The organism is Mycobacterium sp. (genome assembly GCF_044370595.1).
GTDB lineage: Bacteria > Actinomycetota > Actinomycetes > Mycobacteriales > Mycobacteriaceae > Mycobacterium.
This window is the reverse complement of sequence record NZ_JBILVF010000017.1, coordinates 24,248-41,164: the sequence shown is the minus strand read 5'-3', so window position 1 is coordinate 41,164 and position 16,917 is coordinate 24,248. Positions and strand designations below refer to the sequence as shown.

The 16,917-nt window shown below is 67.6% G+C and carries 17 protein-coding genes and 1 pseudogene; 8 read left to right on the top strand and 10 right to left on the bottom strand.

The annotated features are described in order from the left end of the window. The 3 genes and pseudogenes from ADBZ5N_RS04445 to ADBZ5N_RS04435 all read left to right on the top strand — a co-directional run. Window positions 1–994 (top strand): [protein-PII] uridylyltransferase family protein (locus ADBZ5N_RS04445; protein ID WP_526256282.1); only part of this gene is annotated, 994 nt, incomplete at its 5' end. 76 nt (window positions 995–1,070) lie between these two features. Continuing rightward, window positions 1,071–1,235, top strand: a pseudogene (locus ADBZ5N_RS04440) (PaaI family thioesterase); the annotation flags it as partial. After that, a complete protein-coding gene (locus ADBZ5N_RS04435) occupies window positions 1,232–2,086 on the top strand; it encodes a TIGR03619 family F420-dependent LLM class oxidoreductase (protein WP_526256281.1) in 855 nt (284 codons plus the stop codon). The pseudogene ADBZ5N_RS04440 and the gene ADBZ5N_RS04435, both read left to right, overlap by 4 nt. 37 nt (window positions 2,087–2,123) lie before the next feature. Here the strand turns inward: ADBZ5N_RS04435 and ADBZ5N_RS04430 are convergent, their stop codons facing one another. Beyond that, on the bottom strand, window positions 2,124–2,981 hold the full coding sequence (locus ADBZ5N_RS04430) for a DUF6671 family protein (protein ID WP_526256280.1): 858 nt from the start codon (window positions 2,979–2,981) through the stop codon (window positions 2,124–2,126). After that, a complete protein-coding gene (locus ADBZ5N_RS04425; protein ID WP_526256279.1) occupies window positions 2,950–3,246 on the bottom strand; it encodes a winged helix-turn-helix domain-containing protein in 297 nt (98 codons plus the stop codon). Before ADBZ5N_RS04425 ends, ADBZ5N_RS04430 begins: the two co-directional genes overlap by 32 nt. A gap of 122 nt (window positions 3,247–3,368) precedes the next feature. On the opposite strand from ADBZ5N_RS04425, the gene ADBZ5N_RS04420 reads away from it, so the two are divergent. Genes ADBZ5N_RS04420 through ADBZ5N_RS04405 form a run of 4 tightly spaced genes read left to right on the top strand, consistent with a single transcriptional unit; the run spans window position 3,369 to window position 8,459 of the window. Continuing rightward, entirely contained in the window at window positions 3,369–4,913 is a 1,545-nt protein-coding gene (locus tag ADBZ5N_RS04420) for a proton-conducting transporter transmembrane domain-containing protein (protein WP_526256278.1), read from the top strand. Beyond that, a complete protein-coding gene (locus ADBZ5N_RS04415; protein WP_526256277.1) occupies window positions 4,910–7,480 on the top strand; it encodes a putative inorganic carbon transporter subunit DabA in 2,571 nt (856 codons plus the stop codon). The genes ADBZ5N_RS04420 and ADBZ5N_RS04415 overlap by 4 nt, the downstream gene beginning before the upstream one ends. Further along, entirely contained in the window at window positions 7,477–7,812 is a 336-nt protein-coding gene (locus ADBZ5N_RS04410; RefSeq protein ID WP_526256276.1) for a P-II family nitrogen regulator, read from the top strand. The genes ADBZ5N_RS04415 and ADBZ5N_RS04410 overlap by 4 nt, the downstream gene beginning before the upstream one ends. Window positions 7,813–7,847: 35 nt before the next feature. Beyond that, complete coding sequence (locus ADBZ5N_RS04405; RefSeq protein WP_526256275.1) at window positions 7,848–8,459, top strand: carbonic anhydrase; 612 nt, start codon at window positions 7,848–7,850, stop codon at window positions 8,457–8,459. A 4-nt stretch (window positions 8,460–8,463) separates the two neighbouring features. Here the strand turns inward: ADBZ5N_RS04405 and ADBZ5N_RS04400 are convergent, their stop codons facing one another. From ADBZ5N_RS04400 to glnA, 3 genes are all read right to left on the bottom strand, one after another. Next, the gene (locus ADBZ5N_RS04400; protein ID WP_526256274.1) at window positions 8,464–9,141 is read right to left on the bottom strand and encodes a hypothetical protein; all 678 of its coding nucleotides are present in this window, start codon (window positions 9,139–9,141) and stop codon (window positions 8,464–8,466) included. Then, on the bottom strand, window positions 9,141–9,545 hold the full coding sequence (locus ADBZ5N_RS04395; RefSeq protein ID WP_526256273.1) for a VanZ family protein: 405 nt from the start codon (window positions 9,543–9,545) through the stop codon (window positions 9,141–9,143). The genes ADBZ5N_RS04400 and ADBZ5N_RS04395 overlap by 1 nt, the downstream gene beginning before the upstream one ends. 74 nt (window positions 9,546–9,619) lie before the next feature. Next, window positions 9,620–11,056, bottom strand: coding sequence for a type I glutamate--ammonia ligase (gene glnA / locus ADBZ5N_RS04390; protein ID WP_526256272.1), 1,437 nt, complete (start codon window positions 11,054–11,056; stop codon window positions 9,620–9,622). 146 nt (window positions 11,057–11,202) lie between these two features. On the opposite strand from glnA, the gene ADBZ5N_RS04385 reads away from it, so the two are divergent. Beyond that, a complete protein-coding gene (locus ADBZ5N_RS04385) occupies window positions 11,203–11,661 on the top strand; it encodes an RDD family protein (protein WP_526256271.1) in 459 nt (152 codons plus the stop codon). Between the two features lie 65 nt (window positions 11,662–11,726). On the opposite strand, the gene ADBZ5N_RS04380 is transcribed toward ADBZ5N_RS04385, so the two are convergent. The 5 genes from ADBZ5N_RS04380 to sucB all read right to left on the bottom strand — a co-directional run bounded on the left by ADBZ5N_RS04380 (window position 11,727) and on the right by sucB (window position 16,860). Further along, window positions 11,727–12,482, bottom strand: a complete 756-nt coding sequence (locus ADBZ5N_RS04380; RefSeq protein WP_526256270.1) for a DUF4191 family protein — start codon at window positions 12,480–12,482, stop codon at window positions 11,727–11,729. A gap of 6 nt (window positions 12,483–12,488) precedes the next feature. Next, the gene (gene lipA / locus ADBZ5N_RS04375) at window positions 12,489–13,424 is read right to left on the bottom strand and encodes a lipoyl synthase (protein ID WP_526256269.1); all 936 of its coding nucleotides are present in this window, start codon (window positions 13,422–13,424) and stop codon (window positions 12,489–12,491) included. Beyond that, complete coding sequence (gene lipB / locus ADBZ5N_RS04370; protein WP_526256268.1) at window positions 13,421–14,095, bottom strand: lipoyl(octanoyl) transferase LipB; 675 nt, start codon at window positions 14,093–14,095, stop codon at window positions 13,421–13,423. Before lipB ends, lipA begins: the two co-directional genes overlap by 4 nt. Window positions 14,096–14,107: 12 nt before the next feature. Beyond that, on the bottom strand, window positions 14,108–15,040 hold the full coding sequence (locus tag ADBZ5N_RS04365) for a TIGR01777 family oxidoreductase (protein WP_526256267.1): 933 nt from the start codon (window positions 15,038–15,040) through the stop codon (window positions 14,108–14,110). A gap of 68 nt (window positions 15,041–15,108) precedes the next feature. Next, entirely contained in the window at window positions 15,109–16,860 is a 1,752-nt protein-coding gene (gene sucB / locus ADBZ5N_RS04360) for a 2-oxoglutarate dehydrogenase, E2 component, dihydrolipoamide succinyltransferase (RefSeq protein WP_526256266.1), read from the bottom strand. Between the last annotated feature and the right edge of the window lie 57 nt (window positions 16,861–16,917).

Sequence of the window (16,917 nt, the reverse complement as noted above, 5' to 3'; positions counted from 1 at the left end):
TGCTTCAGCGGATCTGCTGGGCATGCTGGACGTCGAAGAGGTCTGCACCGCGCTCACCTCGGTGTGGGTGGCAGTGCTGCAGTGTGCGCTGGAGGCGATCATCCGGGCCGACACCCCTCCGGGCGGGTTCGCTCCGGCGGCGATCGCGGTGATCGGGATGGGCCGGTTGGGTGGCGGTGAGTTGGGCTACGGCTCGGACGCCGATGTGATGTTCGTCTGCGACCCGGCCACCGGCGTCGACGAGAGCCGGGCGGTGAAGTGGTCGGTGAGCGTCGCCGAGCAGCTGCGCGGCCTGCTCGGCTCACCCAGCGACGACCCACCGCTGGAGGTCGACGCCAACCTGCGACCGGAGGGCCGCAGCGGCCCACTGGTCCGCACCCTGGCCTCCTACGGCGCCTACTACCAGCAGTGGGCGCAACCCTGGGAGGTGCAGGCGCTGTTGCGGGCCCGGTCGGTGGCCGGCGACGCCGGACTGGCGGCGCGCTTCGTGGCGATGGCCGACGCGGTCCGCTATCCAGGGGGCGGGATCTCCCCGGATGCCGTGCGGGAAATCCGCCGGATCAAAGCGCGGGTCGATGCCGAACGGCTGCCCCGCGGGGCGGACCCGAATACCCATACCAAACTCGGCCGGGGCGGCCTTGCCGATGTCGAGTGGACCGTGCAACTGCTGCAATTGCGGCACGCCCACGAGGTGCCGGCGCTGCACGAAACCGCGACGCTGAAGGCCCTGGAGGCCATCAAGGAGGCCGGGTTGATCCCTGAGGACGACGTCGCACAATTGCGCGAAGCCTGGCTGACCGCGACGCGCGCCCGCAACGCCCTGGTGCTGGTGCGCGGCCGGCCTACCGATCAGCTGCCCGGACCGGGCCGTCAACTCAACGCGGTCGCGGCCGCAGCGGGGTGGCGGGACGGCAACGGAGGGGAGTTCCTCGACAACTACCTGCGCGTAACCCGGCGCGCCAAAGCCGTTGTGAACAAGGTATTCGGGAGCTGAGGCACCGGTGGAGAAATGGGAAGGCCGGCTGATCAGCGGTGAGCAGACCGTCCGCGACGCCACGCGGGCCGTGCGGACACCTCTGGGGCCGTTGCATGCCGAGGCCGTCGTACAACGCACCGCGAACCACAAGACCTACGCGCGGGGATTTATCAGTGATACCCAGGGACCCACGGTGGAGGCCGAGGGTGTCTTTATCGAACCCGCGTGGGCACGCAACGGAGGCGGAACAGGCAGATGAGGTTTTACGTCAGCAGCGCATTCGTGGACACCGGGGAGATCGTTGAGATCGCCAAAGCCGCAGACGAACTCGGGTACGAAGGTATCGCGATTGCCGATCACGTGGTCAATCTGGAGACCCTGTCGACGCCATACCCGTACACCGACGACGGGCAGCGACGCTGGCAGCCCTTCACCGACTGGCCGGACCCATGGGTGCTTGTCGGGGCGCTGTCGCAGGCCACCGCTCGGCTGAAGTTCGTCACCACGGTGTACATCCCGGCCATGCGGGATCCCTACTCGGCCGCCAAAGCCATCGGAACCGCGGCCTGCCTGTCGGAAGGCCGGGTTGAACTCGGCGTCGGGGTGGGCTGGTGCGAGGAAGAGTTCGCTCTGCTTGGGCAGCCCTTCGCCAAACGCGGCAAGCGCACCGACGAGATGCTGGAGCTGATGAAAGCGCTCTGGCAGCCGGGCTGGACGGAATTCGACGGCGAGTTCTACCGCACCCCAAGGCTGGAGATGATGCCCACACCGCCGCGGATTCCCATCTACGCCGGCGGGCTCTCCGACGTCGCGCTGCGACGTGCTGCACGCAACGACGGGTGGATCGGCGATCTGATCGGGTTGGATCAGGCCATCGCGTCGGTGCAACGGATCGGCGAGATACGGTCGGCGGCCGGGCTGGGAATGGACGGCTTCACCGTGATCACCCCGCTTGTCGACGCGTTCCTGCCGGAGCACTTCGAACGTGCGGCCGCCGCTGGGATCAGCGCCGTGCTGACCATGCCGTGGATGTACTATTCCGGTCCGTCGGCGTCGCTGGCCGAGAAGATCGACGGTATGAGTCGCTTCGCCGCGGCCTTCGCCGGGTGAGTTTGCGGGCCGTTTCAGCTCTGAGGGGCTACTGCTCTCAGGGGTTGCACGTCGGGCACATCGCCGGATCAGCAGCCGCGGACGTCGGTCGCCGCAGCTGGTGCGAACACGACGCGCAGGCGTGGATTTCGTTGCAGACCAATGCTGTCGGCGTGTCACAGAGTCGGCAGGGCAGACCCGTTTCGGAGCTCACCCGTCCGAATCCCGGGCACCCGCACACGGGGCATCCGGTGGCCAGCCGACGAGCCAGGCTGGCGGCTAACCGGCGCAACACCCGGCGTCTGCCGGGGTTGTGGTGCGCCCGCAGATCGGGTTCGACCAAAGCCAGACCGTCGGGGGAGGCCGCGACCGCCGCGGCAATCGCCGTGGCCAATGTGTCGGTGTCGCTGACGCCCTTGGCCACCCCAGCGACCGGGCCGCAGGGCCGCACCGTCAGCGCCTGCTGCGGCAGCCCGGCCAGCAACTGGTCCGGCAGGTCGGCCGGTCGGGCCACTCGGTGGCCGGTGCTGGGAACTGAGGTGCTGCGATAGCCTTCGACAACCTCGATTCCCAGCACCTCGTCGCAGAACATCACGATCTCCTCGTGCCCGAACCAGCCCCCGGGCAGAACGCCGTAGCTTGCCTCGCTCGCGAGTCCGTAGGGCAGGCCGGTGATCTCCATCGCAAGACGAGCCTTGCCCCGGGCCGCCTCCGTCGCTGCGCCACGGCGGGCCACCTCGCCGGTGAAGGTGCCGAAGCGATCGGTGTCGAGATCCGGCGGTGTCAGCAGTTGGGCGCCCAACAGAGAACGGAACGCCAAGGCGAACTGATGTTGCTTTCCATGCCGGGTGCCGACCGCGATGGTCGTCCCCCGGTAGGGGGTGTCAGCTGGTGAATGCTCCCTGCGATCGGTCATCGAGTATCGCGAGGATCTCGCCGATGTCGTGGCCACGTTCTACCGGGTGACGTAATGGCCGGTCGCCGCGAACCCGGTAGGAGTTGCGGCGTCCTTCCTTGCGGCGAATCAGGTAGCCGGCGTCGACCAGTTCGCCGACGATACGCTGCGCCGCACGTTCGGTCACACCCACCTGCTCGGCCAGCTCCCGCAGCCGAAGACCGGGATCTCGGGCTATGCAGACGAGTGTGTGGGCGTGGTTGGTCAAGAACGTCCACTGACTCATTCCAGAAGTCTACTTCCGACCCCTGTATTTCGTTGCACCCCCGTGGGGGTCCGAGAGGAAAATCAAGATTTCTCATTCAAGAAGTTTGACATACGTAGTCAAACACATGTAATTTACATCGCATGTGGACTTCGGAGAGCGGCTTGCTGGTGGCGATGCTGACCGCCCCGGCGCTGGTCGCAGCCTCGGCATTCCTATTCGGTCAGCACGCGCCGCGGCGCTTCGGCCAGGCAGGTGCGATCACCGCAGCGGCCGGTTTCCTGGGTGCGGTCGCCCTAGCCTTCGGTGCCGGAAGCGGCCGCGACATCTCGGCGTATCTGTTGGGTGGCGAGTTCGACGCCGACCGGTTGGCGGCGGTTCTGCTGCTGCTGGTGTTCGGCGTCAGCGCCATCGTGCAGGCCTTCGCGGTGCGCTACCTCACCGGTGACCCCCGGGCGCCGTGGTTCTTCGGGGGAGCGGGCCTGCTGACCGCCGCCTCGGCCGGCCTCACCTCGGCGGCAACGCTGCTGACCCTCGCAGTCTGCTGGACCGTGGCCGGCGTCGCGCTGGCCCTGCTGCTCGGCACCTACTGGGATCTGCCGGCGGCCCGGGACGGCGTGCGCCGCACCGTCACCGCCTTTGTCGTCGGCGATCTGGCACTCTGGGCGGCTGTCATCGCGGCCACCGCGACCTGGGGCCGGATCGACCTGCGCACCGGCGCCCTCAGCGGGCCCATCATGCCGGTTCTCGGGATCCTGGTCGTGGTGGCCGCTTTGTCACGGTCGGCTCAGATTCCCTTCCACCGCTGGCTGCCGGCCACCCTGGCTGCCCCGACCCCGGTCTCGGCTCTGCTGCACGCCGGAGTGGTCAACGCCGGCGGCATCCTGCTGATCCGGATGGCTCCGCTGGGTTCCGACGACCTGGCCCGGGCGCTTACGATCCTGGCCGGCGCCGCGACCATGGCCTACGGCGCAGCGATCATGCTGGTCAAGCCCGACATCAAGGGCGCGCTCGCGCACTCCACCACCGCTCAGATGGGCTTCATGATCCTGACCTGCGGTTTGGGTCTATGGGCCGCGGCGGTCATCCACCTGGTGGCGCACGGCTTCTACAAAGCCACCCTGTTCCTCTCCTCGGGGTCGGCGATCGCAGGTCGGCGTCGCCACGAGGGCCTTCCGCCGACCCTCCAGCAGACCCGCGGTCAGATACTGACCAACGGCGCGGCAGCACTGGCACTACCCGCCGCAGCCCTGGCAGCCGCCCTGGCGGTGGTTCCGCCGGCCCCGGGCGACCACGCCGCCGAGCACGCTCTGCTGATCTTCGCCTGGGTGACCGGGGCAGCCGTGACCTGGGGTTGGCTCCAGCGCCGCCCGGGTCTGGCCGGCGCACTGACCGGTGCGGCGTTCCTCATCCCGGCCGCGATCGCTTACGTGGCAATCATCAACGGCCTTGGAGGATTCCTGGCACCAGCCCTGCCGGCCTCGACCCTGCCGGTCACCGCGGTCTGGCTCATCACCGCGGGAGCCGCGGTCGCACTCGGTGCGCTGGCACTCGCGCGCTGGGCCCCTGGCGCCGAAGGGTTGCGCCGCGCGGTCTACACCGGCGCCCTCACCGCTGGACACATCCCATCCCGCCAGTCCTCCGCCCCCGTGATGACAGGAATCCCGATGACAGGAGCCCGCTCATGATCAGCACCCAGGTCGATCTCGACACCCGACGCGCCAGGCTGAGGGCGGATGTCAACATCGCCGCCCGGGTGGTGCCGACGCACTACCCGCTGGAAACCTTCATCGCGGTCAACCCGTTGGCCGGTCTGGAAGGCATGCCCTTCGAGCAGGCCATCCGGCGGGCGGGGGACCTCTACGGGATGCCGGGAACCCTGGGCGAGGAGGTCTTCCGGCAGTTTCACCGCGAGGGCCGGATCACCGACACCGACCTCGATCGGGCCCTGGTGCTGCGCTACCCCAACGTTTCCCGCGAGCCGCAACTGAAGATCGGCGGGCGGCTGATCAGTCCGCTGGAACTGCTTCGCGCCGACATGCTGCACGGGATCGGTGACCCCAAGGTCAAGCGGCGCTTCACCACCCGCGCTGAAACGCAGGCGCCCGCGGTGGCCGACACCATCGATGCGCAAACCTCCAAGTGGTGCGCGGCCTTCTTCGGCGCGGCCGCCTGGCCGATGCCCGGCCGGGACAACGGGTTCTATCCGGCCTGGCGAGCACTGGCATCCAGCGACCGCAGCCTTCCCCGAGCTACCCGCAAGGCGCTCCGCCAGGTCGCCGAACGCGCCGATGACGCTGTCCTGCAGGCCTTGTCGAGGCTTGGCGTTAATGACGACGAGCGGACCACCTACCTGCAGGCCCATCTCACCCGGATGCCCGGGTGGGCGGCGCATGTGCAGTGGTGCGCCAGTCGCAACGCCGGGGTGGACGTAGTGCAATACCTGGCGATGCGACTGACCTACGAAGCGGTGCTCATGGCCGGTCGGTATCGGCCGGTCGTCGAGGCCGTCGATGAGGATGCAGCCGGTATGCCTTCCGCGCGGCAGCGTGCGGCGCATCTGGCAGCGGTGCTGGGCGCTGAGTCACCCAGTGAGGATGACCTGGCCGCGGCGGCACGGGCGTTGACCGCACTGCCGATCACCGCCCGGGAACTGCTGTGGCAGAACGCTTTCGAGGCGCACTATCGTGATGACCTGCTCACGACCCTGGCCGGGCCGGTCAAGCCGGCTCAGGCAGCGCACACCCAACTGGTGAGCTGCATCGACACCCGGTCGGAGGGCCTGCGCAGGCACCTGGAGTCTCTCGGCGGTTACGAGACGCTGGGCTTCGCGGGGTTCTTCGCCGTGGCCATCCGCTACACCGGCTTGGCCGGCGGTGCACCCAACGATCTTTGCCCGGTGCTGATTTCGCCGAACCACGACATCGCCGAAGTGCCCGCACCTGAGGCTGATCGGGCCGCGGCCCGGCAACTGGCGGGCATTACCGGCCTGGCCGGTGCGGAGTCGGCGTTCCACGCAGCCAAGGAGGCGTTCGCCGCCCCGTTCACGCTGGCCGAGGCGGCCGGCTGGGCCGCTGCACCGCTGTCGGCCGCCAAAACGCTGGCACCGCGGACAAGTGCTGGTCTGCGCAGGAAGCTGCGCGATGCGGTGGCACCTGCCGCACCGACGGTGATCGACCTGGACGCCATGCCGCAGAACGAGCAACTGCTGTTCGCCCAGGTGGCGTTGACCACCATGGGGTTGACCAGGGGCTTCGGGCGGCTGGTGGTGCTGTGCTCCCACGGCAGCACCACGGAGAACAACCCCTACCAGGCTTCCCTGGACTGCGGTGCCTGCGGCGGGCAGGCCGGTGCCCCCAACGCGCGCACCGCGGTGGCGATCCTCAACCGCCCGGTGGTGCGTGCCGGCCTGTGCAGCCTGGGCATCGACATCCCCGAGGAGACCCTGTTCGTCGCCGCCCAGCACGACACTGCGCGCGACTGCATCACGCTGCTCGACCGGCATCTGATCCCGGACGACTACGCCGCCGACATCCAACGGCTCGAGGGCGATCTGCATCGGGCTGGAGCGGCGCTTGCCGCCGAGCGCTGCACGGTGCTGCCGGGTGCCGGCCGGGGCCTCAAGCCGGGGCGGGCTGCCCGCCACGTCGCCACCCGGTCCTCCGACTGGGCGCAGGTCTACCCGGAGTGGGGTTTGGCCGGCAATGCGGCGTTCATCGTCGCGCCGCGTGCGGTGACGCGGGGCATCGACCTGCAGCGCAGGACATTCCTGCACTCCTACGAGGCGCAGGTGGATACCGACGGCTCCGCCCTGGAGACCATCCTGACCGCGCCGCTGGTCGTCGCCCAATGGATCAACTGCCAGTACTACTTCTCCACCGTCGCACCCCAGGTCTTCGGCGCCGGAACCAAGACCATCCACAACGTTGTCGGCACCGTCGGCGTGATCGCCGGACACAGCGGCGACCTGCAGCTGGGCCTGCCCTGGCAGTCGGTGTGCGACGGCCAGCGTCTGCTGCACGAGCCGCTTCGGCTGCTCGCGGTGGTGCAGGCGCCGTTGGATCGAATCGACATGATCGTCGATCGAAACCCAGTGCTGCAGCAGCTTTTCGGCAATGACTGGGTCGCCCTGACGGCCCGGGAGAACCCGGAACAGCCATGGCAGCGCTGGACGCGGGCGGGATGGCGGATCTGGTCCGAAACGCCCGGCAATGAGAACACCCAACCCACCCACAGCGAGGAGATGGTTCCGTGACGACACCTGTATCACTGCCCACCCTGACCAAGATGACCAAAGTCGAGGTCGTCGTATCCGGAAGCGACGCGCCGGCGGTGCGTGACCTCATCCAGAGCGTCGGCGCGACCGGATACACCAGCCTCTCCGGAGTGTCCGGGCTCGGGCACCACGGCTACCACCAGGGGCGGTTGCTGTTCAACCAGCAGGCCACCCTTGAGTTGATCATCACCGTCGTCCCGCCGGAGAAGGTCGAGGCGCTGCTCGCGGGGTTGCGGCCCTTGCTTGACGCGTCTTCCGGGGTGATGTTCGTTACCGAGACCTACGTCAGCCGCCCCGACTACTTCAGCTGAGCTTCGAAAAACAAAGAGAGAGAGAGGAAACTCCGATGTCCGATCCATTAGTCTCCTGGCAGCGTTTGCGGTCCGGCAACGAGCGGTTCTTCATGCCCGTGCGGGCACACAAGGGCGGAGTGATCGACGAACAACCCGTAGCGGCGGTATTCCGTTGCGCCGACACCGGCGTGGCCAGTGAGACCGTCTTCGGCCAGAGCTGGGGTTCCTTGATCGACATCAGCACCTGGGGTCACGTTGTCGACACCGGGGTGATCGCCACGCTGGAGTATGCCGTCGAGAGCCGCGAGGTTCCGCTCATCGTCGTGCTGGGTCACCACGACTGCCACGCAATGCGCACCGCGATGCGGGCCTGGACCGATGCCACCATGCCCGAAGGTGCCACTCGCACCGTCGTCGAGCACGCCATCGGCTCCATCGTGCGCCGCGGCGCGGCGGCGGAGTCGCTGGAGGCCGTGACCAAGGCGCACATCGTGGAGACCGGTCTAGCGCTGCTCGAGCGTTCACCAGTGATCGCCCGCCGCGTCGACGCCGGTCAGTGCGCGATCGTCTGCGTCACAACCAATCCCGTCGACGGCAAGATCGTCGCACACGGGACCGTGGGTTCGGTGGGTGAGGTGGACGGCGCATTGCTGGAGTGCGTCTGAGTCATCACCGGCCGGAGTTGAACCCCGGTTCGGCGACCTGCGCCTCGGTGAGCTGACCCACCGGAGCCGGTACGTCCGGCGGGGTGGCCATCTCGGCTGCTGGTGCCTCGGCCGGCAGCGGGCCAGGCGGCGGCGGTGCCACCGGTACCGCCGCGGCCGGTGGGCTGGTCGCCAAGGGTTCGACTTCAACCGGTGCGGTCGGATACTGCACCGGCCCCGCGCCAGTCTTGGTGAGGGTGAACGGAATTGAGATGCTCGCCGGCTCGGTTCCGCACGCGCCTTTGCTGAGAATGCTCGCGCTGCCGGACAGCGTTGCCGCGTCCCACGAGTAGGTGTTAACGCCGGGGACGGCGGTTCCGTCCTTGCAGAGGATCGCGTCAGGCTGAGCGACGAACATGATCCACGACCCGACACTGAGATGCGCCTCGGAACTCCACGGCGCACGTTTGGAGTTGCCGGCTTCTAAAACCCGGACACAGCCAGGGTTGTTGCCAGCGCAGGGCGCCATGGTCCAGATTGCGCTCTCACCGTCCTCGGCTTCGAAGGTGTACGCGCCCATGACATCGGGGTCGGCGGCAGCGGCGGGTGCAGCGGTTGCCAGTGCGGTGAGAACAAACGAGGCCACGGCAACGGCTCCCGGTGTTTTCCAAGTCATCAGCGTCATCAGCGTCATCAGCCTCATCAGCGCCCTTTCGACGTACTGCGGGAGCTTAACCGCACGGTTCGCAGGTTCAGCAGTGCGCCGGTGAGGGCGCCCAGCACGTCTGCGATCCAGTCCAACACGTCGGCACCGGAGCGGCCAGGGGTGATGGTCTGTAGTGACTCGTCGAGCAGTCCGAACGTCGCAATGAGCAGTACAGCCAGGCCGACTATCTTGCTGCGGCTTGCGGTGTGGTGTGAGGTTCGCACGGCACCGGCGGCCAGCCAGCCGCCCACGGTGAAGGCGGCGAAATGGTTCAGCTTGTCCCAGAACGCAAATGCGGCCTCCGGCAGATCCTCAGGGCTCAGCGACGACAACCACAGGATTGCGCAGGCCCAGAAGAACAGCGCAGACCAAAGCACGATGGCATATCGGCGCTGTGACACCCGGCTACCCAACCACACCGGTACAGAAGAGCCCACCCGCATCTGCGGGTGGGCTCTTTCCGTAGGTCGACGGGTTACACGTCGTAGTACAGCGCAAACTCGTAGGGATGCGGCCGGATCTGGATCGGCAGGATCTCGTTCTCCCGCTTGTAGGAGATCCACGTCTCGATCAGGTCGGAGGTGAACACCCCACCTTCGGTGAGGTAGTCGTGATCCTGTTCGAGACGGTCGATCACCGCTGCCAGCGAGGTGGGAGCCTGCGGAATGTTGGCTGCCTCGTCCGGTGGGAGTTCGTAGAGGTCCTTGTCGATCGGGGCCAGCGGCTCGATCTTCTTCTTGATGCCGTCGATGCCGGCCATCAGCATCGCCGCGAACGCCAGGTAAGGGTTACCCGAGCTGTCCGGGCAGCGGAACTCCAGACGCTTGGCCTTGGGGTTGTTGCCGGTGATCGGGATCCGCACGCAGGCCGAGCGGTTGCGTTGGCTGTACACCAGGTTGATCGGGGCTTCGTAACCCGGCACCAGGCGCTTGTAGGAGTTCACCGTCGGGTTGGTGAACGCCAGCAGCGACGGGGCGTGGTGTAGGATGCCGCCGATGTAATGCCGGGCGATGTCCGACAGACCGGCGTAGCCGGACTCGTCGTGGAACAGCGGCTTGCCGTCCTTCCACAGCGACTGGTGGGCGTGCATCCCGGAACCGTTGTCGCCGAACAGCGGCTTGGGCATGAAGGTGACGGTTTTTCCGTTCTGCCAGGCGGTGTTCTTGATGATGTATTTGAACAACTGCACGTCATCGGCTGCGTGCAGCAGGGTGTTGAACTTGTAGTTGATCTCGGCCTGGCCGGCGGTGCCGACCTCGTGGTGGCCACGCTCCAGGGTGAAGCCGGCGTTGATCAGGTTGGTCGACATCTCGTCGCGCAAGTCGACGTAGTGGTCGTACGGCGCAACGGGGAAGTAGCCGCCCTTCGGGCGGACCTTGTAGCCGCGGTTGGCGCTGCCGTCCGCCTCAAACGGTTCGCCGGAGTTCCACCAACCCGACTCCGAATCGACCTCGTAGAAGGTGCCGTTCATCTTGGAGTCGAACGCCACCGAGTCGAAGATGTAGAACTCAGCCTCGGCGCCGAAGAAACAGGTGTCGGCGATGCCGGTGGAGGCCAGGTAGTTCTCCGCCTTGCGGGCAACGTTGCGCGGGTCGCGCGAGTAGGGCTCGCGGGTGAATGGGTCGTGCACGAAAAAGTTCAGGTTCAGGGTCTTGGCAGCCCGGAACGGGTCGATACGCGCCGTCGCAGGATCCGGCAGCAGCATCATGTCGGACTCGTGGATGGACTGGAATCCGCGGACCGAGGATCCGTCGAAAGCCAGGCCGTCCTCGAAAACACTCTCGTCGAACGCCGACGCTGGGATCGAGAAGTGCTGCACCACACCGGGCAGGTCGCAGAAGCGGATGTCGACGTACTCGACCTTCTCGTCCTTGATCAATTTGATTGTGTCGTCGGCTGTCTTGTCTGCCACGTCGTCTCCTTTGTGTCGTAACTCGCGGCTGACGGTAGGGAGGCGATGTTGCCTGTCCGTCAAGTAAATGTTGCGTGGACGTTACGGGTCACCCCAGCGGCGGTCGGTCCCGGTTGCCGGTCGAGAACGGACCCTATTCTGGAGACATGGCACGTGAGATCGGGTCCTGGCTGTCCGGGCCGCAGTCGCTGGGTTCCCACGATGGATATCCGGGGGAGCGCTTGGGCCTGCCCGAAAAGGGGCCGGGGTCCCTCGCCGGGGCCTTTCGCCGCCTGGCGGCGCTGCTGGTGGACTGGATGATCGGCTACGGGCTGGCCGGGTTGGGGCTGGCCCTAGGTCTTTTCGGCAGCGGGTTCCTGGCGACCGCGGTTCTTATCATCTGGTTCGTCATGGGCGTGGTGTCGGTCCGGCTTTTCGGGTTCACACCGGGCCAGTTCGCGCTGGGTCTGCGGGTGGCCTCGATCGACAACCGCCAGCATGTCGGTACCGGCCGGGCGGCGGCGCGGGGTCTGCTGATCGCGCTGGTCCTACCGGCTTTGTTCACCGACGGCGACGGCCGCGGTATCCAGGACCGGGTGACCGGGACGGCGGTTGTCCGGCGCTGACGTCGATTGTGGAACCCTGCAGACGGTCGCTTGCGCTTTGACTGCCGGATTTCTCAGCCGAGGACTCAGCGCCGCCGGACGGTGCGCTGCACCCCGCGCATCTTGGCCTGCTGCGGCATCGGCCCCTTCGGCATCGCGGCGGCGGGGCCGAGTTTGGTGCCCAACGCGGTGAGCTTGGATTCCAGGTCGTCCATTTTCTTGGTGGTGATGTTGACTGGAAGCTTGTTCAGGTGCTTCTCCAGCTTGGCAAGGGGCACCTCACCCTCGCTGTCACCGATGATGACGTCATAGATCGGGATCTCGCCGACGAGTCGGGCGGTCCGCTTCTTCTCCTGAGCCAGTAGCGACTTGACGCGGGACGGGTTGCCTTCGCCGACGAAGATCACCCCGGGACGGCCGATGACGCGGTGCACGGCGTCGAGGTTGCCGTTCACCGAGACACCCTTGGTGACCCGCCACTTGCCGCGCATGTTGTCCAGCACCCATGCCCCCGCGCCGGCCTGGCCCTCGGCCTTGCGGTACACCGACTTCTGCGCGCGGCGCCCGAAGACGATGAACGCGACCAGCACGCCGAGCACGATGCCGAAGAAGATGAACAGGTATTTACTGAATCCGCCCGTCCACAACCCGAAGGCCACCGAGAGGGCAACTACCAGCAGGAACGCGCCGATCATGTAGGGCAGCAGCCGTTTGTCCTCCTGGCGCTGCATCTGAAACGCCTGCCACAGCTGCGTCCGCCGTTGTTTGGAGGCAGCCTTGCGGGCCGTTTTCGCTTCTTCCTTGGCCGCCTTGAGCTCGGCCGGCTTGCGGGACTTCGCCATAGCTGTTCAGGATACGGATGGCTTGCGGGCCAGTGAAGCTTGCTCATAAAGCCGGCCCGCCCGGTACGACGAACGCACCAGCGGCCCGGCCAGCACACCGGCAAACCCGAGGCCCTCAGCGTAACCCGCCAGTTCGACGAACTCCTCCGGGTGCACCCAGCGCTCCACCGGGTGGTGTCGTGGAGACGGACGCAGGTACTGGGTAATGGTGACGATGTCGCAGCCGGCGTGGTGCAGGTCGGCCAGTGCGGTGTGGACCTCCTCGATGGTCTCGCCCATGCCCAGGATGAGGTTGCTCTTGGTGACCAGTCCGAAGTCTCGTCCGGCGGTGATGACGTCCAGGCTGCGCTGGTAGCGGAACGCCGGGCGGATCCGTTTGAAGATCCGGGGCACGGTCTCGAGGTTATGGGCGAAAACCTCCGGCCGGGAGGCGAAGACTTCCCGCAGCAGGTCCGGTTCGCCGTTGAAGTCCGGGGCCAACAGTTCCACCCCGGTGGACGGGTTGAGCCCTTTGATGGCGCGGACGGTCTCGGCGTAGAGCCAGGCACCGCCATCGGGCAGATCGTCGCGGGCGACCCCGGTGACGGTGGCGTACTTCAGGCCCATCGCGGCCACGCTCTCGGCGACCCGGCGCGGTTCGTCGCGGTCCAGCTCAGCCGGTTTGCCGGTGTCGATCTGGCAGAAATCGCACCGGCGGGTGCACTGCTCACCGCCGATGAGGAAGGTGGCCTCCCGGTCCTCCCAACACTCGTAAATGTTGGGACAGCCCGCCTCCTCGCAGACGGTGTGCAGACCCTCGCGCCGAACCAGACTCTTCAGCGACGTGTACTCCGGCCCCATCCGCGCGCGGGTCTTGATCCACGGCGGCTTGCGCTCGATCGGGGTCTGCGCGTTGCGGGCTTCAAGTCGCAGAAGTTTACGGCCCTCAGGTGCAACGCTCATGGCTGCGATGTTACGGGCAGCCGCCCGTCGAGGGCATCGCAGACTGCATCGGCGACCCGTGAGCGCACCTGGTCAACACCGACCCGTCGGCCCAGCTCTGCGGTCAGCGAGGTGACCCCGGCGTCGGTGATTCCGCACGGCACGATCGCGGAAAACGCAGCTAGGTCGCAGTCGCAGTTCAGGGCGAAGCCGTGCAGGGCGACCCCACGGGCCACCCGGATACCGACAGCGGCGATCTTGCGGGCCGGACGACCGCCTTCCGGCGGCAGCCAGACACCGGAGCGTCCCTCCACCCGGCGGGCGTCCAACCCGAGTTCGGAGCACACCGCCATTAGTGACTGTTCAAGGCGACGAACGTAATTCACCACGTCGAGTTGTTCGCCCAAGCAGATGATCGGGTAGCCCACCAGCTGCCCTGGCCCGTGCCAGGTGATCTTGCCGCCCCGATCGGTATCCACGACGGGGATACCGTCGACCGGACGTTCATGGGCCTCGGTCCGCTTGCCGGCGGTGTAGACCGGTGGATGTTCCAGCAGCAGCAGAGTGTCCGGGCCGCCGGCCACTCGGGCGTCGGCGGTCTGGCGCTGCAGATCCCAGGCGGCCAGATAGCCAAGCGTCCCGAGTTGTCTGATCTGCACCGGAGCGTCGCTGGAGCGGATGGACTGCCGCATCGTCCGACGGTACTACCCGCGGCCGGCCCCGGTGGCGTAGGACAGCGCTTCGCCGATGGTGTTGTGGTGGAAAACGAAACCGGCGCGCTCCAGGGCGGCGGGCACAGCCCGCTGGCCGCCCAGCACACCCTCCTCGGCGAACTCCCCGAGCAGTGTCTTCAGTGCGAAACCCGGCACCACCCAGGGTGCTGGGCGATTCAGCATCCGGGCCAGGGCTGCGGTGAACTCTGCGTTGGTCACCGGTGCCGGACCGGTGACGTTCACCGGCCCGGAAAGGTCGCTCTTGCGGATCGCGAACAGCAGTGCCCGAACCTCGTCCTCAAGGCTGATCCAGGGCATGTACTGCCGCCCGCCGGCCAGCCGGCCACCCAGCCCGAGGGCGAAAATCGGCTTGAGTCTGCTCAGCAGGCCCCCGCCGGGGGAGAGCACCAGTCCAGTGCGGGCCAGCACCACCCGGACCCCGGCCTCGCGGGCTGGTGCGGTGGCGGCCTCCCAGTCCACGCACAGCTGCGCCAGGAATCCTGTTCCTGCCGTGGCGGTTTCGTCGACAATGCGGGCGCCGGCGTCGCCGTAGTAGCCGACCGCGCTGGCGTTAACGAGGGTCGGCACGCCAGCCTGCACCACCGCGGCAGAGATCACCTCGGTGGGGTCGATGCGGCTGTCGCGCAGACTCTGCTTGAACGCGCCGGACCACCGCTTGTCGCCGACGCCGACACCGCAGAGGTTGACCACCGCGTCGACGCCGTCAAGCCCGGCAGGATCGAAATCGCCGCTGTCGGGGTTCCAGTACAACTCCTCGCGGTTGGCCGCAGCGCGCCGGACGATCCGCAAAACCCGATGGTCGGCCGAGCGCAGTGCGGCCACCAGGGCCGAGCCGATCAGTCCGGACGAGCCGGCGACCGCGACGGTCAGTGTGTCGGGCTGTGTCTCGGGCTGTTTAACCACCGCTCTCTTCCTACTGCCGTCTTCGTTCTGCCGTCTTCGTTGTGCCGTTCGGGCTCGCTGATGACTCGCTAAAGCCCGAGTTCGGCTTCGAAGGCGGCTTCCTCAAGTCGCTTACGGATCGTGGTGACGAACCGGCCGGCGTCCGCACCGTCGACGAGCCGGTGGTCGTAGGTCAGCGGGAGGTAGCAGATCGAGCGCACGCCGATCGCCTCGTTGCCGGACTCGTCGATGATCACCCGGGGCCGCTTGACGATCGCGCCGGTGCCCAGCATCGCGGCCTGCGGCGGAACCAGGATCGGGGTGTCGAACAACGCACCTTGGCTGCCGATGTTGGTGATGGTGAAGGTGCCGCCGGACAGTTCGTCGGGCTTGAGGCCGCCCGAGCGTGCCCGCGACGCGATGTCGTTGATGGCGCGCGCAAGCCCCGCCAGCGACAGATCACCAGCGTTGTGCACGACCGGCGACAGCAGACCCTGCTCGGTGTCCACCGCAAAGCCGAGGTGTTCGGCGTCGTAGTAGGTGATCTCGCCGGTCTCCTCGTTGTAGCTGGCGTTGACGTTGGGATGGGCCTTGAGAGCGTCGATGACCGCTCGGGCGATGAAGGGGAGGTAGGTCAGGTTCACGCCCTCCCGCTCGGCGAATGCCTTCTTGGCCCGGGCCCGCAGTGCCACGATCTTGGTCATGTCCACTTCGTGGGTCTGGGTGAGCTGGGCGGTGGCCTGCAGCGACTCCCGTGTCTTGCGGGCGGTGATCTGGCGGATCCTGTTCGCCTTTTGCGTGGTGCCACGCAGATGGGCTAGCGGTGACGGCCCGGCCGGTGCCGGTGCTGTGGCCGGGGTGGCCGCTGCGGCCGCCGGTGCGGGTGCGGCGGGAGCGGTCGTGGCCGCGTCCTTCCGGCCGGACGCGGCCAGCACGTCCTGCTTACGAATCCGCCCGCCGACGCCGGTGCCTTTCACGGTTCCCAGGTCAACGGAGTTCTCGGCGGCCAGCTTTCGCACCAGCGGGGTGACGTAGGGCCCGCCGTCATCGCCGGCCGGGGCCGGTGCAGCCGGGGCTGGCGCGGGAGCCGGGGGAGGCGAAGCTGGGGCCGGCGCCTGCTCGGCCTTGGGGGCTGGCGCTGGCGGGGGCGGGGCTGCCGGTGCGGGCTCGGGGGCTGGGGCTGGGGCTGGGGCTGGGGCTGCCGGTGCGGGGGCGGTCCCGGCTGCGCCGATTCGGGCCAGCTCGCCGCCCACTTTCACCGTTACGTCCTCTTCGGCGGTGATGCTCAGCAGGGTGCCCGATGCCGGGGATGGGATCTCGGTGTCGACCTTGTCGGTGGAGACCTCGACGAGCGGCTCATCGACGGCCACCGTGTCTCCGACCTTCTTGAGCCATCGGGTGACGGTTCCCTCGGCGACCGACTCGCCGAGTTCGGGCATCAGCACCGGCGTCGAGTCCGCTGAGGCGGCCGGCGCCGCGGCCGGGGCCGGCGGCGCCTCGGGGGCCGGTTGCGGCGGCGCGGCCGGCTGCGGGGCGGGCGCGGGTTGCTCGACGGGCGCCGGCTCCGGGGCGGGTGCGGCTGGTGCGGCTGGTGCGGCTTCACCGGCGTCGGAGATGATCGCCAACTCGCCGCCGACGGCCACGGTGTCGTCCTCGTGGGCGATGATCTTGCTCAGCACCCCCGACGCAGGCGCCGGGATTTCGGTGTCGACCTTATCGGTGGACACCTCCAGCAGTGGCTCGTCGACCTCGACGGTATCGCCCTCTTGCTTGAGCCAGCGGGTGACGGTGCCCTCGGTGACGCTCTCACCGAGTGCGGGCATCTGGACGGAGACGGCCATAGGTGTTGACTCCCTCGTAACGTCGACAGCGTGGTGGTCCCAATCCTGTCATCTCCG